Annotated in this window: 18 protein-coding genes; 15 read left to right on the forward strand and 3 right to left on the reverse strand. The window is 30.3% G+C overall.

The genetic code is table 11. The features are described from left to right. Window position 1: 1 nt before the first annotated feature. The 8 genes from B3086_RS15450 (at window position 2) to B3086_RS15485 (ending at window position 12,873) form a co-directional block, all read left to right on the forward strand. Window positions 2-1,087, forward strand: a complete 1,086-nt coding sequence (locus tag B3086_RS15450) for a CdaR family transcriptional regulator (RefSeq protein WP_346847294.1) — start codon at window positions 2-4, stop codon at window positions 1,085-1,087. Window positions 1,088-1,391: 304 nt separating this feature from the next. Further along, a complete protein-coding gene (locus tag B3086_RS15455; protein ID WP_346847295.1) occupies window positions 1,392-2,534 on the forward strand; it encodes a glycerate kinase in 1,143 nt (380 codons plus the stop codon). A gap of 24 nt (window positions 2,535-2,558) precedes the next feature. After that, complete coding sequence (locus B3086_RS15460; RefSeq protein WP_346847296.1) at window positions 2,559-3,818, forward strand: GntP family permease; 1,260 nt, start codon at window positions 2,559-2,561, stop codon at window positions 3,816-3,818. Window positions 3,819-4,155: 337 nt separating this feature from the next. Then, the gene (locus B3086_RS15465; protein WP_346892095.1) at window positions 4,156-4,902 is read left to right on the forward strand and encodes a biosynthetic peptidoglycan transglycosylase; all 747 of its coding nucleotides are present in this window, start codon (window positions 4,156-4,158) and stop codon (window positions 4,900-4,902) included. Window positions 4,903-5,090: 188 nt separating this feature from the next. Next, complete coding sequence (locus B3086_RS15470) at window positions 5,091-6,497, forward strand: L,D-transpeptidase family protein (protein WP_346847298.1); 1,407 nt, start codon at window positions 5,091-5,093, stop codon at window positions 6,495-6,497. Between the two features lie 85 nt (window positions 6,498-6,582). Beyond that, window positions 6,583-8,328, forward strand: a complete 1,746-nt coding sequence (locus B3086_RS15475) for a flavin monoamine oxidase family protein (protein ID WP_414632296.1) — start codon at window positions 6,583-6,585, stop codon at window positions 8,326-8,328. Between the two features lie 185 nt (window positions 8,329-8,513). Beyond that, complete coding sequence (locus tag B3086_RS15480) at window positions 8,514-8,927, forward strand: hemerythrin domain-containing protein (RefSeq protein WP_346847299.1); 414 nt, start codon at window positions 8,514-8,516, stop codon at window positions 8,925-8,927. A gap of 502 nt (window positions 8,928-9,429) precedes the next feature. Next, a complete protein-coding gene (locus tag B3086_RS15485) occupies window positions 9,430-12,873 on the forward strand; it encodes a pyruvate carboxylase (RefSeq protein ID WP_346878489.1) in 3,444 nt (1,147 codons plus the stop codon). Between the two features lie 148 nt (window positions 12,874-13,021). On the opposite strand, the gene B3086_RS15490 is transcribed toward B3086_RS15485, so the two are convergent. The 3 genes from B3086_RS15490 to B3086_RS15500 form a co-directional block, all read right to left on the reverse strand. After that, complete coding sequence (locus B3086_RS15490; RefSeq protein WP_346847301.1) at window positions 13,022-13,531, reverse strand: ferritin; 510 nt, start codon at window positions 13,529-13,531, stop codon at window positions 13,022-13,024. 94 nt (window positions 13,532-13,625) lie between these two features. Next, window positions 13,626-14,741, reverse strand: a complete 1,116-nt coding sequence (locus tag B3086_RS15495; RefSeq protein WP_346847302.1) for an SLC13 family permease — start codon at window positions 14,739-14,741, stop codon at window positions 13,626-13,628. A 91-nt stretch (window positions 14,742-14,832) separates the two neighbouring features. Beyond that, complete coding sequence (locus B3086_RS15500) at window positions 14,833-16,215, reverse strand: MATE family efflux transporter (RefSeq protein WP_346877231.1); 1,383 nt, start codon at window positions 16,213-16,215, stop codon at window positions 14,833-14,835. A 315-nt stretch (window positions 16,216-16,530) separates the two neighbouring features. On the opposite strand from B3086_RS15500, the gene B3086_RS15505 reads away from it, so the two are divergent. The 7 genes from B3086_RS15505 (at window position 16,531) to B3086_RS15535 (ending at window position 26,242) form a co-directional block, all read left to right on the forward strand. After that, on the forward strand, window positions 16,531-16,818 hold the full coding sequence (locus B3086_RS15505) for a DUF503 domain-containing protein (RefSeq protein WP_035131176.1): 288 nt from the start codon (window positions 16,531-16,533) through the stop codon (window positions 16,816-16,818). A 261-nt stretch (window positions 16,819-17,079) separates the two neighbouring features. Further along, entirely contained in the window at window positions 17,080-18,807 is a 1,728-nt protein-coding gene (locus B3086_RS15510; protein WP_346877232.1) for an ABC transporter ATP-binding protein, read from the forward strand. Beyond that, window positions 18,807-20,594, forward strand: coding sequence for an ABC transporter ATP-binding protein (locus tag B3086_RS15515; protein ID WP_346877233.1), 1,788 nt, complete (start codon window positions 18,807-18,809; stop codon window positions 20,592-20,594). The genes B3086_RS15510 and B3086_RS15515 overlap by 1 nt, the downstream gene beginning before the upstream one ends. 394 nt (window positions 20,595-20,988) lie before the next feature. After that, window positions 20,989-22,842, forward strand: coding sequence for a 5'-nucleotidase C-terminal domain-containing protein (locus B3086_RS15520; RefSeq protein ID WP_346877234.1), 1,854 nt, complete (start codon window positions 20,989-20,991; stop codon window positions 22,840-22,842). A gap of 255 nt (window positions 22,843-23,097) precedes the next feature. Further along, entirely contained in the window at window positions 23,098-23,811 is a 714-nt protein-coding gene (locus tag B3086_RS15525) for a phosphatase (protein WP_346877235.1), read from the forward strand. Between the two features lie 111 nt (window positions 23,812-23,922). After that, a complete protein-coding gene (locus tag B3086_RS15530) occupies window positions 23,923-25,362 on the forward strand; it encodes an FAD-dependent oxidoreductase (RefSeq protein WP_346877236.1) in 1,440 nt (479 codons plus the stop codon). Next, window positions 25,355-26,242, forward strand: coding sequence for a tocopherol cyclase family protein (locus B3086_RS15535; protein WP_346877237.1), 888 nt, complete (start codon window positions 25,355-25,357; stop codon window positions 26,240-26,242). The genes B3086_RS15530 and B3086_RS15535 overlap by 8 nt, the downstream gene beginning before the upstream one ends. Window positions 26,243-26,380 lie beyond the last annotated feature (138 nt).

A 26,380-nucleotide genomic window follows, 5' to 3' on the forward strand; every position in this document is an offset into this window, starting at 1 on the left:
TATGATAATTAATAAAATCAATTTTAACTTAGCTCAAGAAATAGTAAATGCAGTTAAAGAGGTTGTAGATAAAGATATAAATTTTATAGATATTAATGGGATAATTATAGGTAGTACAGATAAATCTAGACTTAACACCTTTCATCAAGCAGGATATAATGCTATAAAAACTTTGAGTAATGTAACTGTTGAAGATAATGAGGAATATAAAGGAAGTAGAAAAGGTATAAACTATCCCATAAAAATAAACAATATTGCAGTAGGTGCTATAGGTATAACTGGAGAGCCTAGTGAAGTTAGTAAATTTGGATTTTTAGTCACTAAAATCACAGAAATATTTATAAAAGAACAGCAGCTAAATTATAAATACGAAGCAGATAAACAGAGAATAAATTATGTTGTAAAGTCATTGATATATAATAATGTTGAAGATAAAAATGAAATTGAAAATATTCTTCAGGAATTTGGAATAGAGTTAGATCAGCAGTTTGCAATAGTTATTTTAAAGATAAATAAGTATCATAATCTTAGAGAGCTAGAGACTATAGAGAACCATATAAAAGGTGTATTAGATGATATTGGTAATATATTTAAACTATATATTTATCCTAATGAATTCATAGCATTAGTAAACCAAGAAAGATATAATAAATTAAGAAACACTCATTTGGAAACATTAAGTAAGTATCATGGAATTTTAACTGGGGGAGTAGGGAGGTTAAAGGGTTTATATGAAGCGTATAAATCCTATGAAGAAGCTAGAATTGCCCTTAAATACTCCGCTGAAAACCATGATATTTTAACTTATCTTGATAGCTTGAATTTAGAGCTTATTTTAGAGAGTGTAGATACTGAAACAAAAAATCAGTATAAGGATAAGGTATTAAAATCTCTTGATGAAGAGGATATAAATCTATTGGAGGTTTATTATAAAAATGATATGTCTCTAAAACAAACTGCAGAAGAGCTATATGTACATAAAAATACCCTTCAGTACAGATTAGAAAGAATATATGAAAAATCAGGATTTAATCCAAGGAAATTTAATGAATCCGTAATACTTTATTTAGCTATAAAACTATCATAAAAGGCAAAATGCAAAGAAATTTTTAATAATGAATTATCTCAAAATTGATTAAATCTAAAATTTTTATTGAAATTGTATCTATATGGAATAATAGGTATCAATCAAATAAAAATGAGGATTAATTATAACCAATTTTGAGATATTTTTGTTTATAAGTAAAAATATTTTTATGAAGGATTTTAAATTTGAAAATTCAATATTAGATATGACAAAAATTAAGGTGTGAAAACGTATTATTTTGTTGTGTGTAACATAGAAGTGACAAAAATCCTTTGATATAATTTGATAAAAGGAGGAGGTAGCAATGAAAATTGTAATTTCTATAGATTCTTTAAAGGGAAGTTTAACCTCAATTGAAGCAGCTAATGCAATAAAAACAGCAATATTGAATGTAGATAATAATTCAGATATAAAAATAATGCCCTTAGCAGATGGGGGAGAGGGAACTGTAGATGCCTTAGTAGAAGGCATGAATGGTGAAGGTAAAATTATATCTGTTACAGGTCCAGTGGAAGAAAAGGTGGAGGCTAAGTATGGGATATTAAAAAATAACAATACAGCAATAATAGAAATGGCTCAAGGGGCAGGTTATGCACTTGTTCCACAAGAACTAAGAAATCCTTTAAAAACTACTACCTATGGAGTTGGAGAAATAATAAAAGCTGCCATAAAAGAAGGATGTAGAAACTTTATAGTTGGAATAGGTGGAAGTGCTACTAATGATGCAGGAGTAGGAATGCTACAGGCCTTAGGATATGAGTTTTATGATGAAAATAATGAACCTGTTGGTTTTGGTGGCCAGGTATTAAATAAGATAAAAACTATAAAAACACATAATAAATTGAAGGAGTTAGATGAGTGTACCTTCAAAATAGCTTGTGATGTGACCAATCCTTTGTATGGAGAAAATGGAGCAGCCTATGTTTATGGACCACAAAAAGGTGCAACTCTTGATATGGTGAAAGAATTAGATAGAGGACTTAGAAATTTTGCACAGGTGGTTAAAAAAGACTTAGGAAAAGATATAGCTGAGACAGAAGGTGTGGGAGCAGCAGGTGGACTTGGATTTGCATTTTTAGGGTTCTTAAATTCAAAACTAGAATCTGGAATTAAGATAATATTAGAAGAAATTAAGTTAGAAGAAGCCTTAAAGGATGCAGATTTAGTTATTACTGGTGAGGGTAGACTAGATAATCAAACTGCCATGGGAAAAGCGCCTATAGGAGTTGCTAAGCTTGCTAAAAAACATAAGGTTAAGGTAATAGCAGTGGCAGGATGCACTACAGAAGATGCTGTTAAGTGTAATGAAGAAGGAATAGATGCCTATTTTTCTATAATAAATTCAGCTATGACTATAGAAGAAGCAGTTAATAAAGAAACAGCTATAAAGAATATGACATCAACAATGACGCAAATTTTCAGACTTATAAAGACAATGAAAGAATAAAAATCTTAAATAGGGGTGACGATAATGGAAGTACAGATTACAACATTAGGAGCTTTACTTGGGCTTGTAGTAGCCATAGTATTAATCATTAAAAAAGTACAACCTGTATATAGTTTAATATTAGGTGCAGTAGTTGGAGGGTTAGTAGGTGGAGCTGGAATTGAAGGAACCGTAAGTGTAATGATAAGCGGAGCAAAAGATATCATGCCAGCAATCCTTCGTATAGTGACCTCTGGAGTTTTAGCAGGAGTACTTATTAAGACAGGAGCAGCAGCTAAAATTGCAGATCAAATTGTAAAAAGCTTAGGTGAGAAAAGAGCACTATTTGCCATAGCGTTATCAACCATGATACTAACAGCTGTTGGAGTATTTATAGATGTAGCAGTAATAACAGTAGCACCTATAGCCCTTGCAATAGCGAAGAAATTAGGATATTCACCTATGGTTATACTTTTAGCTATGATTGGTGGAGGTAAGGCAGGAAATATAGTATCGCCAAACCCTAATACCATAGCAGCAGCAGAAAATTTTGGAGTAGAATTGTCATCTTTAATGGTAGCTAATATAATTCCTGCCATAGTTGGGCTTGTAGTTACAGTAATATTGACTTCTTTACTTAATAAAAAGTATAGAGGTGCAAAAGAAACAAAAATAGAAGATGTTGAAGAGGTGGAATTGCCATCTTTCTTTGCAGCAATAATTGGTCCAATTGTAACTATAATTTTACTATCACTTAGACCATTAATAGGAATATCAATAGATCCACTTATAGCATTGCCAGTTGGAGGTATTATAGGAGTTTTAGTTATGGGTAAAGGTAAAAATATTAACGAATATCTAACCTTTGGATTATCTAAAATGATGCCTGTAGCAATACTTTTAATAGGGACAGGTACTGTAGCAGGAATAATAAAGGCATCAGGATTACAGGCTACAACTATAGGAGTGCTTAATGCTTTAAATATGCCAGCATTTGTATTGGCACCTATTTCTGGAATATTAATGTGTGCTGCTACAGCTTCAACAACCTCAGGGTCAACTATAGCATCAGCTACATTCTCACAAGCCATAGTGGGAGTAGGTATATCACCTATAGGAGGAGCGGCGATGGTTCATGCTGGAGCTACAGTTCTTGATCATCTACCACATGGTTCTTTCTTCCATGCAACAGCAGGAGCAACAGGGATGAGCATAGGACAGCGTTTGAAATTAATACCATATGAATCTTTAGTAGGATTATCAATGACTTTAGTTTCTACAATAATGTGGGGAATTATATTCTAGTTTAGTAAGTATAGATATAATAGTTAAAAATAAATACAATATTTAAATTTTAAAAGTAATAGAGCAATATCAAGTTTTAAAATCCATAGACTCTTAATTAAATAGGAAAATACTATCATTAAGGAATACTTATGAATTCTTTGATGATAGTATTTTTATTTTAAAGCCTTCTTTAAATCACTAGTCATTGACTATAATATTAATTAATTTTAGTAATTAATAATTAATATGTTAACCTATAAAATTATAAATTACAAAAATGTAAGATAAGTGTAAGTTACTTCGATAACATATGTGAACTAAGAGATGTATAATAAACTTATAAGGAGGGGTTGCAATGAAGAAGTTATTAGTTAAACTTACTTTAGGGATTATTGTTTTAATGACAGCACTTGGAGTTTTTGTTTTACAAGATGGATATTCTTTATATAGAGCTGCTACCTCTGATATAGGGGTACAAGAAAAAATTAATGATATAATAAATGGTAAGGATTATGTAACTATAGATGGAATCTCTAAAGACTTCCTAGATGCTATTGTATCCGTAGAAGATCATAGATTTTATAATCATAATGGAATAGATTTAATAGCCATAGGAAGGTCAGCTATTAGTAATATTGATGCAGGGAAAATAATTATGGGGGGAAGTACAATAACACAGCAATTAGCAAAAAACTTATTTTTTACCCATGAGCAAAGATTGGAAAGAAAAATTGCGGAAATTTTTGTGGTTAGAGAACTAGAAAATAATTACTCAAAGGAAGAAATATTAGAGCTATATGTAAATGTAATATATTATGGTGATGGCTATTCTGGAATTAAACAAGCCTCTAAAGGATACTTTAATACATCACCCAATGAAATAACTTTATCTCAATCATTGTTGTTAGCTGGATTACCACAATCACCAGAAAACTATGCATTATCTAAAAATTATGAAAGAGCAAAGGAAAGAAGTGAAGTTGTATTAATGTCTATGATAAGAAATAATGTTATTTCAAGAGAGGAAGCAGAGTTACTATGTAACGGTAAAATGGATAAAACTTTCAATAAGGCTACGCTTGCTTCAGAAACTATAAATTAAGGGTTGAAAAAGCTATAAATTAAAACTTATAGGTTGTACTTTAATAATAATAGGTACAACCTATATTTTTGTACTTTTAAAGTGGTATGATTAGTATATATAGTATGAGAATATATTTATTAATATTATTTAATTGTAAATAATCGGGGTAAATTTATTTGCAATTGCTAGTTATATAGGGGGTTATTATGGAGATTAAAGATCAAGAAGTAGAAAAAAGTGTGAATATAAAGAAGAGGATAATTATAGGTATTATAATTTCCATTAGTATTTTGCTAATTATATATTTAAGTACATCTTTATATTTTATGAAGAGATTTTATTTTGGAACTAAGATTAATGGAGTTAGTGTTACTGGAAAAACCACGGAAGATATAGAAGCTGATATATTAGCAGAAAGTGAAGCTTATATATTAAAGTTAAAGCAAAGAGGTAATATTGAAGAAAATATAAATGGAAGCGACATTGAATATAAGTATAATTTAGAAAACAAAATTGGAGACTTGAAGGATAATCAAAGTGCTTTTGGATGGATTTATGGAGTTTTTAATACTAGCGATTATAAGTTAGAAAAAAAAGTATCTTATAATGATGAATTGTTAAAAAAGAAGTTTCGTAGTTTAAATTGTTTTAAGAATGATAATGTAATTAAACCTGAGAGTGCTAAAATTGAATATGAAAATAAGGAATACGTAATTAAAGATGAAGTACAAGGAAATAAGGTAAATAAAGATATATTATATAAAAAAGTTAAGGAAGCACTTAATAATAAAGTAGATGAAATAAATTTAGAAGAAATTGAATGCTATGAAAAACCAAAGTATACTGTTGCTTCAAAGGAAGTGGTAAATGCTAAAAATACTCTTGATAAGTATATAGGCTCAGTAATTACTCATAAATTTGGAGATAATAAAGAAGTATTAAATGGAGATTCTATTCATAATTGGCTTGATATTGATAAAAACTTTAAGGTATCTATTAATGAAGAAAAGGCAAGAGAATATGTAAATTCACTGTCTATTAAGTACGATACTTATGGGGCTACAAGAAATTTTAAAACCTCCATTGGAACTACCGTAAATGTAAGCGGAGGTAACTATGGATGGTTAATTAATTATAGTGAAGAAACTGAAACTTTAATTAATGCTATTAAAGATGGAAAAAAGGAAGAAAGACAACCTATATATGCTCAAACAGCTGTAGCTTATGGTGCAAATGATTTCGGAAATACATATGTAGAAATTAATTTAACAACCCAGCATATATGGTTTTACAATGATGGAGTTTTAATTACGGAAGGGCCTATGGTTAGTGGTAATGCTGATAGTAAGCATGCTACTCCACCAGGTATTTACAGTTTAACTTACAAAGAAAAAAATGCAACTTTAAGAGGAGAAAATTATGCGGCACCCGTTAGTTATTGGATGCCTTTCAATGGGGATATTGGTATCCATGATGCTACTTGGCGCTCAAAATTTGGAGGGCAAATTTATATAACAGATGGTTCTCATGGATGTATAAATACTCCATATGATGTTGCTAGTAAGATATTTGAATATATAACTCAGGGTACACCAGTAATATGTTATTTTTAGTTTGATTATATAATTAAACCATAGAACTCTTTTTAGTAAAGTAGAATATTATAATTACTATAGAACTAAAAGGAGTTGAAACTATTTGGCTAGGGAAATTAAAGTTGTGCAGCCAAGTAATCCTACAGACGAGGAAAGGCATAGTATGCTAAGGCTTGCTTTAGAGGAAGTAGGTCGAATAGAAGACTATGATAATTTAATTGAACTACTTAGCCCGCCAAAGGACATTACAACCATATTACCACCGGGTGGATGCAAAGGCATTAATATAGGTATAATAGGAGGAGGAATTGCAGGTTTATCTGCTGCTTTTGAGCTTAGGAAATTGGGTTTTGACATAACTATATTTGAACAGCAAAAGGAACGTATAGGAGGAAGAATTTATACTTACTATTTTGATGAAAATAAAAGATTTTATGGTGAGCTTGGTGCTATGAGAATACCAGTAAGTCATGAAGCTACATGGAAGTATATAAATCAATTTAAATTAAGAACAACACCTTTTATTCAAAATAATGATAATGCCTTTATTTATGTGAGAAATAAAAGAGCTATCAATGATCCAGATGGAATAAGTGTTATGGAGAAAATATATCCTGAATTTAATTTAGCACCATGGGAAAGACAAGAGCCATGGCAAAAGCTTGTAAGTTATGGCTTAGGAGCTAGCTTACTTCAAATTAGCCCAGATATAAGAAGAGAGTTATTACAAAATAAAAAAAGGTACTCTCCAGAAATTGAATACTTTGACAGCTTAAGCATAAGAAGAGAACTTGAAGAACGGGGATTAAGTGAAGGTGCTATAGAAATGTTATCATCTATTGTTACATTTTCTGGATGGCTCTATGATAATAGTTATATAGAAAGTCTCCAAGAACAGTATGCTGTAGATGATGCTTTTAGGTACCAAATTGATGGAGGAACAGTATGGTTACCTATTGCAATGTATCATTCATTAATGTCACTTGACCCTAAAGAGTATAATGACATTTTACAGGATCAACTAGGACATATAACTTGGAAAAGTGGGAATAGAGTAGAAGGTATATACAAAAATAACGAAGATAATAAAGTTATTTTAGAATATAAAAGTGAACAAGAAATAAGTAGTCACCACCAGAGCTTTGATTTTGTAATATGCACTATACCATTTTCTAGCCTTCGTAATGTAAATATATATCCTATGTTTAGCACAGAAAAAATGCAAGCAATCAAAGAGGTTAATTATATAGCAGGACAAAAAACTCTCTTTATGTGTAAGGAGAAATTTTGGGAAGAAGGGGGACCTAGTAAAGCAATAATAGGTGGAGCCTCTTATACAGACTTACCAATAGGAAGTATATGGTACCCATCTTATAATATTGAGTACAATATTGCCGATTTGGAAAGTCAGGTAATACCTTCTGTGAGAAGAGAGTATAAAAGTTATGGAGGGGCTGGGGTTCTTTTAGCATCCTACAATCTATCTAGAGATGCAATGCGTCTTGGTAATTTAGAACCAATAACTAGATTAGAATGGATAAAAATACAAGTAGAGCATGTCCAAGGACTTAAACAAGGATATCTTGATGATATAGTATTAGATAGTAAAACCATACAATGGGATAATGAACAAGGATTTTTTGGAGCTGTTTGCTATTATATGCCTGGCCAAAAAAGGCTATTTGCCTATGCTTCTAGCCAGCCTGAATATGATAATAGAGTATATTTTGCTGGTGAACATATTTCACAGGAACATGGATGGATACAAGGAGCAATAAAAAGTGCAATGATTGCTGCAAATGAAGTAGCAGAACATTGTAAAAATTATATGAAAATAGGTATAAATTAAAAATGAGGTTATATCAAAATATATTAAATCTTATATTAATTTAAGATTAATAGATTATTTTGATATGACCTTTTCTAATATTAATTAAAATAGAGGATATATGCTAAAGGTTGTAACAAATGGTACATAACTTCTGTTACATTTTGTTTATAATAAAGGTAGTAAATCAGTAGGGGGGTATTACCATGAATTTAAATAATTTAATGAGACAACACGGAGACATATCAGATGAAATAAGGCTAATAAAAGAAATGATAAATAAAAATGTTATGGCATTAAATGCAATGGAAGCAGCAAGCCATATAAATAAACTCGCAGGGAAATTACAAATTCACTTAACATCAGAGGATAAATTTTTATATCCAACTTTGATTAATGGTAAAGATTTATCACTTAAGAAAATGGCTAATTTATATATGAATGAAATGGGTGAAATTTCACAAGTATTCACTAGTTATAAAAATAAATTTAATACTAAGAATAAAATTGAAGCTAATTTAATGGAATTTGTTGAAGAAACTAAGTGTATATTAAAAGCTATAGAGACAAGGATTACCAAGGAAGAAAATGAATTATATAAAATGATAAATGTTAATTAGCATCATAAATTTTTATATATTTTATTACTAAAAATGGAATTAATTAATATATTATAGGTGGTTTATACAATAAATTAGTTAATATTAAATAAAAATACAATAAATTGATTTAACACAAATAAAATATTTAAAGAATATAAATTCATAAAATATTATCTTGCATAATTAAAAATGTATGATAATATACAATGGATTATAAGCAAAATAGCTAAATACAAGGGTTTGAAGATGATTTAAAATAGTTAGAATAGAATTATTTTAAATCATTTTTTCATTCAAGTCATTATATTTGCAAGTATAAAAATATTAAATTTCAGTTGTACATAATAATTTTATAAAAATGCTATACTTTATAAAAAGTGTGTGATATAATTAAAAACATGTTATTGGAGTCCAATTATTTTTGTTAAAAAAATATATTTTGCATAAACTAAAGATTATATATTGCATAAATTTATAAAGTTTTTAGTTAAAAATAATAAAAGATGGTGGTGTTTTTTATATGACTAAGAAAAAATTCAAAAGAGTATTAGTAGCAAATAGAGGAGAAATTGCAATAAGAATATTTAGAGCTTGTCACGAGCTTGGAATAAGAACTGTTGCTATATATTCTGAGGAGGATAAGCTTTCTCTTTTCAGAACAAAGGCTCATGAAGCCTATCAGATTGGAAAGAATAAAAGCCCTGTTGACGCTTATTTAAATATTGATGAAATAATTAATCTTGCATTAAAAAAGCGTGTAGATGCCATCCATCCAGGTTATGGATTCCTATCTGAAAATCCTGAGTTTGCTAGAAAGTGTAAAGAGGCAGGAATAGAATTTATAGGACCTAAAGCAGAAATGATGGATAGATTAGGGGATAAAATAAAATCAAAAATTGTAGCAAAAGAAGTTGGTGTACCTGTAATACCAGGAGTAGAAAAACCAATTACTTCAGAGACGGAAGCAATTAAATTTGCAAAAGAATGTGGATATCCAATCATGCTAAAGGCTGCTGCCGGTGGTGGTGGAAGAGGTATGAGGATAGTAAGAAAAGAAGAAGAACTTCTTGAGTCTTTTAAAAGTGCTAAAAATGAGGCAAAAAAGGCTTTTGGAATAGATGATATATTTATAGAAAAATATCTAGAAGGACCTAAACATATTGAGATTCAAGTTCTTGGAGATAAGCATGGTAATATAGTTCACCTTTATGAAAGAGATTGTTCAATACAAAGAAGACATCAAAAGGTTATTGAATTTAGCCCAGCAGTATCTCTAAGTGAAGAAAAAAGACAAGTTATCTGTGAAGATGCTTTAAAGATTGCAAAATCTGTAGGATACATAAGTGCCGGAACTTTAGAGTTCTTAGTAGATATACATGGCAATCACTATTTTATTGAGATGAATCCAAGAATACAAGTAGAACATACTGTTAGCGAAATGACTACAGGAATAGATATCGTTCAAAGTCAAATTTTGATAGCACAGGGATATAGTTTAGATTCTAAGGAAATAGGAATCTGTTCACAAGAAGATGTAAAACCAAGAGGTTTTGCAATCCAATGTAGGGTAACTACAGAAGATCCTTCTAATAGTTTTGCCCCAGATACAGGGAAAATAGATGTTTATAGAACAGGTTCAGGATTTGGGATAAGACTAGATGGAGGAAATGGATTTAGTGGTGCTGTAATTAGTCCATATTACGATAGTTTACTTGTAAAAACAACAGCTTATTCTAGAACCTTTGAAGATACAATTAGAAAATCCATACGTTCCATTAAAGAGTTGAATATTACTGGAGTTAAGACCAATATAGATTTTCTAATAAACGTATTAAATAATGAAACCTTTAGAAGAGGACAATGTGATACTAATTTCATAGCAGATAATCCTCAATTATTTGATATAAAACCTAGAACTGATGAAGAATATAAGGTTTTAAAAATCATTGGAGAAAAAATAGTAAATGAAACTAAGGGAAATAAGAGAGAATTTGACGTACCAGTTATTCCAGTTATAGACTCTTTAGAAGGAATACAAGGTACTAAGAAAATATTAGATGAACAAGGTCCACAGGGTGTTGTAAATTGGATCAAGAATCAGAAAAAACTATTAATTACTGATACTACTATGAGGGATGCACAACAATCCTTAATGGCTACAAGAGTGAGAAGTAGAGATATGTTCAACATTGCAAAGGCGACCTCAGCCTATGGAAGAGATTTGTTTTCTCTTGAGATGTGGGGGGGAGCTACCTTTGATACGGCTTACAGATTCTTAAAAGAATCTCCATGGGAAAGACTTGAGGAATTAAGAAAAAGAATTCCTAATGTTATGTTCCAGATGCTGATAAGAGGAGCTAATGGAGTAGGATATAAAAATTATCCAGATAACGTAATAAGAGAATTTATAAGAGAATCTTCAAAGAGTGGTATAGACATATTTAGAATTTTTGACTCACTTAACTGGTTAAAGGGTATAGAGACATCGCTTGATGAAGTTTTAAACTGTGGGAAATTAGCAGAAGTTGCTCTATGCTATACTGGAGATATTTTAGATGTAACTAGAGATAAATATAGTCTTGAATACTATGTAAATAAGGCTAAAGAAATAGAAAAAATGGGAGCTCATATACTTGCTATAAAGGATATGTCTGCATTGCTTAAACCTTATGCAGCTAAAAAACTTATTAAGGCATTAAAAAATGAGATTTCAATACCTATTCATTTACATACTCATGACACTACTGGAAATGGTGTAGCAACTGTGCTTATGGCAGCCGATGCAGGAGTAGATATTGTAGATACAACCTTTAATAGTATGTCTGGTTTAACTAGCCAACCAGCTCTAAACTCTGTAGTAGCAGCTCTTGAAAATACAGACAGAGATACTGGCATAAATGTAAGTGAAATTCAAAAGTTATCAAATTATTGGGATGCTGTAAGACCAGTATATGAACAGTTTGAATCAGGACTTAAGTCAGGTAGAGCAGAAATTTATAAATATGAGATTCCAGGGGGACAATATTCAAACTTAAAACCTCAGGTAGAAAGTTTTGGACTTGGTCATAGATTTGAAGAAGTTAAATCTATGTACAAAGAGGTAAATAATATGGTAGGGGATATAATAAAAGTTACACCTTCTTCAAAAATGGTAGGGGACATGGCTATTTTCATGGTTCAAAATGGATTAACTTCTGAAAATATCTGTGAAAAGGGAAGAAATATGGCTTTTCCAGATTCGGCAGTATCTTATTTCAAAGGGATGATGGGTCAACCAGAAGGTGGATTCCCAGAGGAACTACAAAAGATAGTTTTAAAGGGTGAAAAGGCTATAACAGATAGACCAGGAGAATTATTACCACCTGAAGACTTTAATAAAATTGAAGAATATTTAAAGGATAAATATAAATATACTCCATCTAAAAAAGATGTTATAAGTTATGCTTTATATCCTGAAGTATTTGAAGATTTCTTAAAATTTGTTTCAGAATATGGTGATGTAAGTCGTATGGGTAGTGATGTATTCTTCCATGGACTTGCAGAGGGTGAAACATGTGAAGTTGAAGTTGCAGAAGGCAAGACCCTTATAGTTCAATTTATAGAAATAGGTAAATTAGATTCAGAAGGATATAGAACTCTAGCCTTTGAAATTAATGGAAATAGAAGAGAAATTAAAATTAAAGATAAAACAGCAAGTGCTTTAAAGAGTAATGGTAAAGATAGCTCTATAAAGATGGCTAATGCTGAGGATAAGCTAGAGATTGGAGCGAGTATTCCTGGAACTATAATTAAAGTCTTAGTAGAAAAAGGACAACAAGTTAAAGAGGGAGAAAGCTTACTGACAATAGAAGCAATGAAAATGGAAACTAATATAGTAGCTTCTATGGATGGTACTATTGACTCCATCCTTGTATCAGAAGGACAACAAGTAAAGACAGGACAATTACTAGTAAAATTAAAGTAATAACATCTACTTAATTTGTAGCAAAATAAATTGCCTATAAAAAATTTATATATATTATAAAAGACTTACTTAATGTTTTATCACTAAGTAAGTCTTTTGCATTGTCATTATACTCACTAAATATTATAATGAGTAATTGATTTTCACATTAAGCAGTAGTTGGTGGAGTGAAAACTCTTGTAGCAAGTTCTTCATCTAACATATATAAAGCTGCTGGATTATCTTCAGCTCTTTTAATCTTTTTAAGAAGAGTGTTGAAGGTGTTTTCTTCTTCAACCTGCTCATCTATGAACCATCTAAGTAAGCTTATAGTTGCATGTTCTTTTTCTTCGGAAGCAATATCTGCTAACTTATAAATTCTACTTGTAACTAGTTGTTCATGTTTATAACCAGTTTCAAATACATCTATTATACTTTCATATTTGCCCTCTGGTTTATCAATTTTATCTAATTCAACAACACCATTTTTTTGAAAAATATAGTCATAAAGTTTCATTGCATGGAATAATTCCTCTTGAGCTTGAACTCTAAAGAAATTAGCTATTCCACCTAAATCAACAGATTCAGCATAGGCTGCCATAGCTAAATAAGTGTAAGATGAGTAAAATTCAAAGTTTACTTGGTCATTAAGATTTTTTAATAAATTATCACTTAACATTAGTATACCTCCTTATAATCCTTAGTTTATTGTAGGATTTTAAATATTTAGTACTATTCTACATGATTTACCATAGTTATTCAAATTATAACAACTATAACAATTTAATAATAGGAATAAATATAAAAAGTCCTAAAATATTGTAGAAGGTAAATTTCTTTAAAAACTTACCACTATAGGATTTAAATTCCTTCACATATAACTTAAATGATATAACACTTGCCATAGATGCAATTATTGTGCCCATTCCTCCAACATTAACACCTAGTAAAAGCTCTTTATAATAATTTGTGAAGTTTGCAATGAGCATTGTAGCAGGTACATTACTTATACCTTGACTCAGCAGAATAGATGCAAAGTAAGTATTATTAGCTCTATTTAGTATTTGTGATAAAAAGCTTTTTACAACACCTAGAGAGGAAATATTGCCTATAAATATGAAGAAACCTATAAAAGTAATAAGTAAGGAGTAATCCACTTCCTTTAATAGATTTTTATTGATTATCAAGGTTAATATCAAGGTTACCCCCATGGAAGTTCTATAATCTATAAATCTAAATACAGATAAAATAGCTATAATAAATAAAATAGTAAAAATAATAATACCTTTTGTGTTGAATCCGGAAATATTATCTAGACTAGGAACCTTAATATTTTCTTTATTATTTATAATTAATATAGTTAAAAATATAATAGCAGTTATAACTAAAGGTAGAGTTATCCTAAAAAAGTCCACAGGAGTTAGATTATAAAAGGAATAAATAAAAAGATTCTGTGGATTTCCCATAGGGGTTAGACTACTACCTAAGTTGGCAGCTAAAGTTTGAAAAATTACTAGTTTTAATGGATTAACCTTAATCTTTTTACTAATTATTATAGTTAACGGTACAAAGGTAAGTAGAGCTACATCATTAGTTACTAACATTGAGGAGAAAAAGGTTATAAATATTAGGGAAAAACATAATGATGTGTAGCTTGTACATTTATTTAATATAGACACTGCAATGAAGTCTAATATCTTTAAATCTTTAAAGGCTGCCACAATAATCATTAAATTTAGCAATAAAAATAAAACCTTAAAATCTATATACTCTATCTTGGGTATAGCTATAAAGGAAGAGAGAATAGCTAAAGTTATAGCTATTACTAATATAGTCTCGGTTTTAAAGAATTTTATAATTTGATTTTTATAAATTTGTACTATTTTCATTTGTATATCTCCATTTTAAAAATTAAGCTATGTATTACTTTGATTATAAATTAATTATTAAGTAAAACATAGCCTAAATATAATTATATATTTAATTAATTGAAGGTTTCCAAGTACCCTTATAATAAAAGTATACAGATAACGCAGTTCCTATTATCCAACCAAGAGGGAAGGCCCACCAGATACCGGAGTATCCTATTATTGAAGCTAAAATGAAGGAAAGGGCTACTCTTAGTATTAAATCAGAAAAGGTGGCAAACATAAAGTCTTTCATAGCTCCAGCTCCACGTAGAACACCATCACATACCATCTTAAGACCTACTACTAAATAAAACGGTGCTAGGGTTCTTAGAAACTCAGTACCCACATTAATTACATCTATGCTCTCACTAGAATCTACAAACAATCCAATTAATTTTGGAGCAAGGATTAAAAATAGAATAAGAATTCCACCACATATACTTAAGGTTATAGCTACTGCAGCTTTATATCCTTCTCTCACCCGGGAAATTTTCTTTGCACCAATGTTTTGTGCAGTGAAGCTAGAAAGTGCACTAGACATAGTACTCATAGAAGTAAGAGCAATGGTATGAACTCTAAAGGCAGCAGAATATCCTGCTACGACTATGGCTCCATAACTATTAACTAGACCTTGTACACAAATTTGACCTACAGATATAAAGGATTGTTGCATTATACTTGGTATGGCAATTCTACTTATACGCTTTAAAATGTAACTACTAAAGTAAGGATACTTTTCAGTGACTTCAATTTTACGTAATCTCATAATAAGGCACACTATAGCTAGTATAGAAGAAAGACCTTGAGCAATAAAAGTAGCCCAAGCAACTCCAGATACACCCATTTTAAAAGTTATAACAAACACTAGGTCTAAAATAATATTAAATATAGAAGAGAAAATTAAAAGATATAAAGGTGTTTTGGAATCTCCTAAACCGTTAAATATGGCGGTGGCAGTATTATATAAAAATAAAAATATAATTCCGCTTATGTATATTTGTAAATAAAGGGCAGAATCAGAAAATATATTTTCTGGAGTATGAAGAAGTCTCATAAGAGGCTTACAAAAAATACTACCCAAGATAGTTAAAATAATGCTAAGACTAGTTAGAGATATTATAGCTGTTGAAATTGCAGATTTCATAGTAGTATATTTTTTTGAACCAAAGATTTGTGCAACTACAACAGAGCATCCCATACTAGAGCCTACAGCTACGGCGATGAATAGTGCAGTTATAGGATAAGAAGCACCTACAGCAGCTAAAGCATTTACTCCTATAAATTTTCCTGCTACAATACTATCCACAATATTATAAAGTTGTTGAAAAAGTGAACTAAGTAACATGGGAAGAGAAAAAGTCCATAAAATTTTAAAAGGGTTTCCAATGGTCATATCAGTGATAGAACTATCTTTAATCTTATTATCCCTTTTAGTGATAGTTTCAGAGTTCATAATAGTTTACCTCCTCAAATGATATAATTATAGATTTTAATCTAAAGTTTATAATTTAAAACTAAGTTTATATATACCTTAAGATAAAAAAATCCCCTTATCATTATAGGATGTATGTAAAAGAAGAGCAACGAAGGATATATATAGGAATATTGTGATAAAATTAGAATAATAGGGTACATTGGAGGTAATTGATTAGATTTGCTCTAGGAGCCTTAATTACAGTAATATCAATGGGTTTACCATGTAAGAACATAACATTATTGAAACTGGAGAAATTAATATAAAATATTAAATCAATGGAGTGATAATATAATGAAAATATTAATAATGCGTGTGACACTAAGAGCTTCGTGGGTACATTCTTTAAAGGAAAAGAGAATGGTGATAAAGAGTTTAATGCAAAGACTAAGAAATAAGTTTAATATTTCTGTTGGCGAAGTTGATGAACAAGATATACATCAAACATTAGTTATAGGTATTGCAGGAGTTTGTGGAACATCAGCTCAGGTCCATTCTACCATGGAAAATATAATAAATTTTATAGAAGAAAATACAGATGCAGAAATAATTAAAATTGAGAACGAGGAAGATGTGTTTTGATGTGGTATTAAATGGTGAAAAATTTTAGAAGATATTAAAAAGGGGAAAGTTGCAACACACATAGAGGAAATAAAATAATAAATATTAATAATTCTTTATGTAATTGTATTCACGGTTATAAATTCCATTGACTTCATAGTTAAGCTGTGGGTATTATGTTCTAATAGTGGTAAATAATTAAAGTTAATTATAGAACAGATAATTAAATTATTAATTTATATTATTAGTATTAAAAAATATTTACAAAGGAGGAATTATAAAATGAAATTAATTTTAAAATACTTAAAAAATTATAAAATGCTTCTTATGATTAATATAATATCAGTATTTGGCTTTGCTTTAGTTGAACTTGGAATACCAACTATTATGGCTAAAGTTATCGACAAGGGAATAGCTAATGGTGATATAGAATATATAAAAACAATGGGACTTATAATTGTAGTTATATCTATAATAGGGGTTTTAGGGACAATATTGTTAGGATATTGTTCATCTAAAATATCTACAAATGTAACTAGAGATATAAGGAATGATATATTTAAGAAATCACAAGAGTTTTCTCATAGTGAATATGATAGATTTGGTATATCATCAATGATTACTAGAACTACCAACGATGCATTTCAAGTAATGCAATTTATAAATATATTACTGAGATTAGCGTTGATTACACCAGTAATGTTTATAGTAAGCTTAGTGATGATACTTAAAACAAGTTCATCCTTATCAAGTATATTAGCTGTTACATTACCATTTATAATTATTGGTGTATTCATAATAGCTAAAATTTCCCATCCGTGGTCAGAGATTCAACAGAAAAATTTAGATAAGTTAAACAGAATATCTAGAGAAAATTTGACAGGAATAAGGGTAATAAGAGCTTTCGGTAATGATGATCATGAAAGAGAAAGATTTGCTAAAACTAATAAGGACTATACTGAGATTTCAAAGAAGATTTTCAAGCTTATGTCTATATCTCAGCCAAGCTTTTTCTTAGTGCTTAATTTAGCAATCATAGCCATATTCTGGATTTCTAGTAGCATGATAAATGTCGGAACTCTTCAAGTAGGACAATTAGTTGCTTTTATAGAGTACTTATTCCATGCTATGTTTTCACTTATGTTATTTTCAACTGTATTTGTTATGTATCCCAAAGCACAAGTTTCATCTAATAGAATACAAGAGCTATTAGATGCTGAACCTATTATCAAGAATCCTGAGAATGGAATCAAGAAAAGTAATAATGAAGGAAATGTAGAATTTAATAAAGTTACCTTTACTTATCCAGATGGAGAAGTACCTGTGCTTAAAGATATTTCCTTTACAGCTAAAAAGGGAGAAACTATTGCGTTTATAGGAAGTACTGGTAGTGGAAAAAGTACACTAATAAACCTAATTCCTAGATTTTATGATGTTACTGAAGGAAGTATAAAGATAGATGGGATAGATATTAGAGAATATGATTTAAAGACTTTACGTAAAAAAATTGGATTTATACCTCAAAAGACTAGGTTATTTACAGGAAGTATAGATACAAATATTAGATTTGGTAAAAAGAAAGCTACTGTAGAAGAGGTTGAATATTCTTCAAAGGTGGCCCAAGCCTATGACTTTATAATTAAAAAACCTAAGAAGTTTGAGGAGTTAATAAGTGAAGGGGGAGGTAATGTATCTGGAGGTCAAAAGCAAAGAATATCTATTGCTAGAGCTATAATAAGAAGGCCTGCAATATATATTTTTGATGATAGCTTTTCTGCCTTAGATTTCAAAACAGATGCTACTCTTAGAGCTAAGCTTAAAAATGAAACTAAAGAGGCTGTAGTATTGATAGTTGCTCAAAGGATAAGCTCTATTATGGATGCTGATAAAATTATAGTATTAAATGAAGGTGAAGTAGTTGGAATAGGAACTCATAGAGAGTTACTGAAAAATTGCGATATATATAAAGAGATTGCATCATCACAATTAACAAAGGAGGAGTTGGCATAATGAAGAAGATTAAAAATACAGTAAGTAAAATTTCTCCCTTTGTAAAACCTTATAAATGGCCTTTTATAGGGGCCATAATATTTGTAATTATAGCAGCGGTCTTTACTGCTCTAGCTCCCATGACAGAAGGATTAATTATAACTCAGCTTACCAAGGATGCCTTTGATATGGCGAAAGGAGTAGCAGGAGCTTCAGTAAACTTTAATTATATAATAAAAATTTTAATAGTTTTAGCCTTTGTATATGTAGGAGGTACAGCATCAACATATGCAGCTAGCTTCATGTTAACTAATGCAATTCAAAATACCATGAGGGATTTAAGAAATGCAGTTCAAGATAAAATTAGAAAATTACCAGTGAGTTACTTTGATAAAAATAGCTATGGAGATGTATTAAGTCGTATTACCAATGATATAGATACTATATCTAATGCATTACAGCAAAGTTTTGTTCAAGTAGTTAATGCAGTTCTTTCATTAACTTTTGCCTTGATAATGATGTTTACAATAAATGTGAAGATGGCACTAGTAGCTATACTTATAATACCTATAAGCTATATGATATCTAGAGTTATAGTTGGAAGATCACAGAAACTGTTTTATAAGCAACAAAAGGCTCTAGGAAACCTAAATGGTAAGGTTCAGGAGATGTATACGGGCTTTAATGAGATAAAATTATATGGAAAGCAAGATGATGTTATAAGAGAATTTGGAGATATAAATCAAGAACTTTGTAGTACTGGATTTAAAGCTCAATTTATATCAAGTATAATGTCACCCCTAGTTTCTCTAGTAAGTTATTTAGGAATTGCAGCCATTGGAGTATTAGGTGCAATTAATGCCATAGCAGGTGCCATTACTGTTGGAAACCTACAAGCATTTATTCGTTATATATGGCAGATAAATCAACCTCTTTCACAGGTAACTCAATTATCCTCAGCTATACAATCAGCTTTTGCTGCAGTTGATCGTGTATTTGAAATATTAAATGAGGAGGAAGAAATTTCAGATAAAGAAGATTCAATAAAATTAGAAAATCCACGTGGTAATGTTATCTTTGAACATGTTAAGTTTGGGTATAGTGACGACAAGCCATTAATAAAGGACTTAAGTGCAGAGGTAAAGAGTGGGCAAATGGTAGCCATTGTAGGTCCTACAGGAGCAGGTAAAACTACTCTTATAAACTTGCTTATGAGATTTTATGATATCAAAGAGGGAGCTATAAAGATAGATGGAGTAGACATTAGAGACATGAAGAGGGAAGATCTACGTTCAATATTTGGAATGGTTCTTCAAGATACATGGCTGTATAATGGTACAATTTACGATAATATAAAGTATGGTAGATTTGATGCTACGAAAGAGGAAATAATAGAAGCTGCTAAGATAGCTAATGTACACCACTTTATAAAGACTCTCCCTGATGGGTATAACATGTTTCTTAATGAAGAAGCATCTAATATATCTCAAGGTGAAAAGCAATTGTTAACTATTGCTAGAGCTATAATATCAGATCCTGCCATATTGATATTAGATGAGGCAACAAGCTCTGTAGATACTAGACTAGAGCTATTACTTCAAAAAGCTATGAAGAATATAATGAAGGGAAGAACAAGCTTTGTTATTGCCCACAGACTTTCAACTATCCGTAGTGCGGATTTAATTTTAGTTATAGATGAAGGTAATATTATAGAGCAAGGAACTCATGAAGAGTTAATGATAAAGGGTGGTTTTTACGAGAAACTTTATAATAGTCAATTTAGAAATAATGAAGAAGTAAGAAGTTAAATAATATTAGAAAACGTCTCTTTTTAAGAGACGTTTTTATATTTTTTTAATATACATATATCACAATATAAAATTAAATATACATTTAATTTTATAGTTTAAGTAACCTAATATCATGAAACCCGCATGAGCACAACAACTAGTTAACTAGGTAAATATTTAAATAGGTTTATAGGTATATATTTAAATAGGAACATAGTTTTATAGCTTCATATTTAAATAGTTTATGGTTAAAATCCTATTGAATTTTATTTTTAATTTAATTATTCTGTAATGACATAAATTACAAGTAAGGAATAAAACTATTGAAAAGTAAAATAATGGGTAATACAATATAAGGTATAAGGAATATAGTTAACTATGTTCCATTAAATTATAATTAGGGGGAAAGGGTATGAAAGAGAAAAAAAGACTTACGGCGTTTATAATGTCATTATTTTTATTTGCAACCTTAGTAATGCCAATAAATATTACTGAGGCATATGCAGAAGATAATGATAAAACAAATAATAGCCAAGCTGTAGCTAGTGACGAAAACAGTATAGAGACACAATTACTAGAGGAGACTAATTTAAGTAAGGTTAACAAGGTAGTTGACATTATAAGTTTTAATGATTTCCATGGCAATGTATTAGAGTCTGGTAAAAACATTGGAGCTGCAAAATTAGTAGGAGTTGTAAATGAATATAAAGCTAAAGCTACTACTGAATATGGTGTTATACCAGTATCAGCAGGAGATTTATATCAAGGGACAGCAATTTCTAATCTTACCACTGGTAAACCAGTAACAGCTATGCTAAAAGCTATGGGACTTGAAGCATCTGCTATAGGTAATCATGAATTTGACTGGGGCATTAATAATATAAATGCTTGGTCAAAAGAAGGTGGATTCTCCTTCTTAGCTGCCAATATAGTTAAAAAAGGTACTGAAGAAAGAGTAAGCTATGCGCAACCATATAAAGTAGTTGAAAGAAATGGAGCAAAAATAGGGTTAATAGGAATTTCTACTCTAGAGACAGCAACTTCTACTTTAGCTGAAAATGTAAAAGATGTAGATTTCTTAGATCCAGTAGATACTGTTGCTAAGTGGAACAAAGTACTTAGGGAAACAGAAAAGGTTGATGCTGTAGTAGTTATAGCGCATGCCGGAGCGTATCAAGATATTAATACAAAAGAAATAACTGGGGAAGCTGCTGATATAGCAAAAGTTGAAGGTGTAGATGCTGTAATTGCAGGTCATAACCATTCTGTAGTTTCAGGCGAGGTAAATGGAGTACCAGTAGTAGAAGGTGGATATAATGGTAGAGCCTTAGCTAAGCTTACATTTACCTTTGATCATAGCAACAAACTTATAGACGTAGAGCCTAGTGTGGATGTGTTTTTAGGTAAAGAGGCTACCCTTCCAGTAGATGAAAATGTATTAAAGGAAGTAAATGATATGAATTCAGGTTTAAGTGAAATATTAGGACAAAAGGTAACTTCACTTAAAGAGCGTTTAAGTCATGATGATAAAAACACTGCAGTAACTCCACTTGGTGTAACTGTAGCAGAAACTATGAGAAAAATAGTAGGAACTGAGATAGCTGTAACTAATGGTGGTGGAATTAGAAGAAGTCTAGAACAAGGAAATGTCACTATTGGTGATATGTACGAAATTCTTCCTTTTGATAACACTATAGTAACTCTTGATGTTAAGGGTTCAGACTTATATGGCATCATAGAACATGGAATTAATACAGAGGGATTTGCATGGGGTCAATATGCAGGTATAAAGGTTTGGTGTAATCCAGAAGATGGCAAAGTTTCATCTATAAGATTAAATGATGGAACTAAAATTGATATGGATAAATACTATTCGATAGCAATAAATGACTTTATGTTAACAGGTGGAGATAAATATGATTTCTCTAATGCTATAAATGCAGTTAACACAAATGTAGTTATGAGAGATGCAATGGCTGAAGACTGGAACCAAAATGGTGTCCCTAAAGTAGATTTTAATGTATTAGTAGCAGGAGAAGATACAACTGTAGATAAGCCTACAGAAGAAAAACCAACAGAACCTAATGTTCCAGAAGAAGAAAATAAGCCATCAACTCCAAATACTAATAATCCAAGTAAACCAAGCAATCCAAGCAAATTACCTCAAACTGGTGCTCCATTAACCCCAGATGCATTTGCAATTATGGGAATTGTGGTAATTGCATTAGGTGGATATATTGCTAAGAAAAAGAAAAAGTCAGCATAATAAATTGTTAAAATTTTTTTAACGAGCTTTAAAATAAAATTTTTTACTTGATATAATATAGATATAGCACGTAGCTTAACAGCGTAAGTTCGATTGTTAAGCTTATGTGCTTTTTATTTTGGAGGTGATTTTCAATATGTGAATAACTCATAGAGCAATACATAGAAAGAATCATCCCTTTTTTATTATGCAGTTTTGGGGTAATATAGAGGATAGTGATAGGACTAAAGAAAAATAAAGTAATGGAGGGATATAATGAAGGCTTTAATGGATTTACATACCCATACTATTTCTAGTGGGCATGCTTATAGTACTTTAAAGGAAAATATTGAGGAAGCTAGAGATAAGGGGCTAAAGGTCCTTGGAGTTTCAGATCATGCTATATCTATGCCAGGTACAGCTCATGAATATTATTTTAATAATTTAAAGGTGATTAAGGATGAAATTATGGAAGTTAGAATTCTAAAAGGAATAGAGGCTAACATAATGGATTATGAAGGTAGAATAGATGTACAAGAGGAGCTGGCACTAGAACTTGACTATGTCATAGCTAGTATGCATCCACCTTGTGTAGCACCAGGAACCATTGAAGAAAATACTAATGCTTTAATAAAGGTTATGGATAATCCTTATGTTAAAATCATTGGTCATCCTGATGATAGTAGATTTCCTTTAGATTATGAAAAAGTAGTATTAGCGGCTAAAGAAAAAAATATGGTTTTTGAAATGAATAATACATCCATATCTCCAAAGAGCTTTAGAAGAAATGCTAGAGAAAATCAAATAACTCTTCTAAACTTATGTAAAGAACATGGAGTTAAAATAATCATGGGCAGTGACGCTCATATTTATTATGATGTAGGAGAATTTTCATCCTGCTATGAGTTACTTAAGGAGATAGATTTCCCAGAGAAACTTGTTTTAAATTTTAATATGGATTCCTTAGAATATATATTAGGAAAAAGATAATATAAGGTGATATATCAACAAAATGTTATAGTTGTGTGGATATATCACCTTTATTAATAATTAATTGTGTATAAAATCACTAAAGTGGAATACTATTTATGAGGTGATTTTATGAAATCTGTATGGAGTGAAAGCTGTAATTTTAAAAAGAGGGAATCCTTAAATGGAAATATAGAGGCAGATGTAGTAGTTATAGGAGCTGGTATAACAGGAATATTAACTGCCTATATGCTAAAGAAAAAAGGAATAGATGTAGTTATAATTGAGGCTGAAGAGATTTGTAGTGGAAATACAAAAAATACTACTGCGAAGATAACTTCTCAGCATTCCTTAATTTATGATAAGTTAATTAAGGAATTTGGAGAAGCGAAGGCAAGACAATATGCAAGTTCCAATGAGTTAGCTATAAAAAAATATAAAGAAATAATAGAGAATGAGAGAATTAAGTGTGATTTTGAAGAGAAGGATGCTTATCTATATACTATGGACAATGTTGAAGCTTTAAAAAAAGAATTAGAAGCGGCAACTAAGTTAGGAATAAAAGCTAAACTTTTAGAAAATACAGAGCTTCCTTTTAAGGTTAAGGCAGCTTTGAAATTTTATAACCAAGGTCAATTTAATCCCCTTAAGTTTTTAGAAGTTATTACTGAAGACTTAACCATTTACGAAAATACTAAAGCTTTAGAAATTAAAGAGGAGCTAGTTGTTACAGATAAAGGGATGGTTGCTGCTAAGGTAATAGTAGTAGCTACTCACTATCCAATTATGAATACACCTGGGTATTATTTCATTAGAATGCATCAAGAAAGATCCTATGTTATAGCTTTAGAGAATGCTCAAGATGTCAATGGAATGTACATTGGTATTGATAAATGGGGATACTCTTTTAGAAATTATAAGGACTTATTATTGCTTGGTGGAGGTTCTCATAGAACTGGTAAGAATGAAGCTGGTGGTAAATATGAAGAATTAAGACAGGTAGCAAAGGAGTTATATCCCAATGCTAAGGAAAAATATCATTGGTCTGCTCAAGATTGTATTCCTATAGATGAAATACCTTACATTGGTCAATATTCCACTGAAACTCCTAATGTATATGTGGCAACGGGTTATAAAAAATGGGGAATGACATCTTCTATGGTGGCAGCTATGATTTTATCTGATATGATATCCGGAAATAAAAATGATTTTGCAGAGATATTTTCTCCTACAAGATTTGATATGTCAGCATCAAGTAAAAACCTAACCCAGGATGTAATAGAAACTACAAAGAATTTTATAGCACAAAAAATTCACATTCCAAGTGAGCAGGTAGAGAAGGTAGAAGCTGGTCATGGTGGAATTGTAGAATATAATGGAGAGAAAGTTGGGGTATACAAAGATAATGATGGTAATATATTTACTGTAACTACAAAATGTCCTCATTTAGGCTGTGAGCTTCAATGGAATCCTGATGAGTTATCATGGGATTGTCCATGTCATGGTTCTAGATTTGATTACAAGGGTAATTGGATAGAAAGTCCAGCTATTAGGGGATTATCCCATGAATAAAATTAAATGTTATACAAGGAAAAAGAATTTTTTTGAGGGCTGGTATTTTAAACATCAAAAGGGTGAGGATACTATATCCTTTATACCTGGCATAAATATAGATAGTAAAGGAAATAGATCAGCCTTTATACAAGTGATAACTAATAGAAATTCATATAATATAAATTATAGTTTTTCTAAATTTATAGTTTATAAAGATAAGTTAAGAATAAAAATTGGAGATAGTACTTTTTCATCTAAAGGCATTGAAATCCACATTAAAGATGAGGGCTTAACAATAGATGGAAAAATAGAATATGACTTATTGACTCCTGTAAAATATGACATCATGGGACCTTTTAGCTTTATACCTTTTATGGAATGTAGCCATGGCATTATTAGTTTATATCATAAATTAAGGGGGAATTTAATTATTAATGGTGAATATGTAAGTTTTAATGATGGAGTTGGATATATTGAAACAGATAGAGGCAACTCTTTCCCCAAAACTTATTTATGGACCCAGTGTAATGATTTTAAAAATGAAAAAATATCTATAATGGCAGCTATAGCAGATATACCTTTTATGGGAATAAATTTTAAAGGATGTATATGCGTTGTATATTATAAAGGAAGAGAATATAGATTATCCACCTATAATGGAGTTAAGATTCTTAAATATAATTGCAAGTCACTAATGTTAAAAAGAGGTAAGTATGAACTACAGATAAAAGTTACTGATGGAAATCCACAAAAGTTATTAGCACCCTCAAGTGGTAATATGTGCAGAACTATTCATGAAAATGCAGCTTGCTCAGCTAACTATAAGTTTTATATAGAGGATAATTTAGTCTTTGATATAGAAAGTGATAACTGTAGTTTTGAATATGTGGATAGATAGGAATTTAAATGTCTCTAGACCTGATAAAAACTAAATTCTAAACTAATATTAAACTAGCATTAAAAATATAAAGATGCTAGTTTAATATTTTTAAAAAGACTATTTCATAAATATATATCTATATGGTATATTAAAACA

Origin of the sequence: Clostridium sp. UBA871 (assembly GCF_002295255.1) — a bacterium.
GTDB lineage: Bacteria > Bacillota > Clostridia > Clostridiales > Clostridiaceae > Clostridium_J > Clostridium_J sulfidigenes.

Excerpts from the sequence above, each read along its gene's own strand:
- B3086_RS15450 (WP_346847294.1), top strand. The coding sequence starts at position 2 with ATGATAATTAATAAAATCAATTTTAACTTAGCTCAAGAAATAGTAAAT.
- B3086_RS15455 (WP_346847295.1), top strand. The coding sequence starts at position 1,392 with ATGAAAATTGTAATTTCTATAGATTCTTTAAAGGGAAGTTTAACCTCA.
- B3086_RS15460 (WP_346847296.1), top strand. The coding sequence starts at position 2,559 with ATGGAAGTACAGATTACAACATTAGGAGCTTTACTTGGGCTTGTAGTA.
- B3086_RS15465 (WP_346892095.1), top strand. The coding sequence starts at position 4,156 with ATGAAGAAGTTATTAGTTAAACTTACTTTAGGGATTATTGTTTTAATG.
- B3086_RS15470 (WP_346847298.1), top strand. The coding sequence starts at position 5,091 with ATGGAGATTAAAGATCAAGAAGTAGAAAAAAGTGTGAATATAAAGAAG.
- B3086_RS15480 (WP_346847299.1), top strand. The coding sequence starts at position 8,514 with ATGAATTTAAATAATTTAATGAGACAACACGGAGACATATCAGATGAA.
- B3086_RS15485 (WP_346878489.1), top strand. The coding sequence starts at position 9,430 with ATGACTAAGAAAAAATTCAAAAGAGTATTAGTAGCAAATAGAGGAGAA.
- B3086_RS15490 (WP_346847301.1), bottom strand. The coding sequence starts at position 13,531 with ATGTTAAGTGATAATTTATTAAAAAATCTTAATGACCAAGTAAACTTT.
- B3086_RS15495 (WP_346847302.1), bottom strand. The coding sequence starts at position 14,741 with ATGAAAATAGTACAAATTTATAAAAATCAAATTATAAAATTCTTTAAA.
- B3086_RS15500 (WP_346877231.1), bottom strand. The coding sequence starts at position 16,215 with ATGAACTCTGAAACTATCACTAAAAGGGATAATAAGATTAAAGATAGT.
- B3086_RS15505 (WP_035131176.1), top strand. The coding sequence starts at position 16,531 with ATGAAAATATTAATAATGCGTGTGACACTAAGAGCTTCGTGGGTACAT.
- B3086_RS15510 (WP_346877232.1), top strand. The coding sequence starts at position 17,080 with ATGAAATTAATTTTAAAATACTTAAAAAATTATAAAATGCTTCTTATG.
- B3086_RS15515 (WP_346877233.1), top strand. The coding sequence starts at position 18,807 with ATGAAGAAGATTAAAAATACAGTAAGTAAAATTTCTCCCTTTGTAAAA.
- B3086_RS15520 (WP_346877234.1), top strand. The coding sequence starts at position 20,989 with ATGAAAGAGAAAAAAAGACTTACGGCGTTTATAATGTCATTATTTTTA.
- B3086_RS15525 (WP_346877235.1), top strand. The coding sequence starts at position 23,098 with ATGAAGGCTTTAATGGATTTACATACCCATACTATTTCTAGTGGGCAT.
- B3086_RS15530 (WP_346877236.1), top strand. The coding sequence starts at position 23,923 with ATGAAATCTGTATGGAGTGAAAGCTGTAATTTTAAAAAGAGGGAATCC.
- B3086_RS15535 (WP_346877237.1), top strand. The coding sequence starts at position 25,355 with ATGAATAAAATTAAATGTTATACAAGGAAAAAGAATTTTTTTGAGGGC.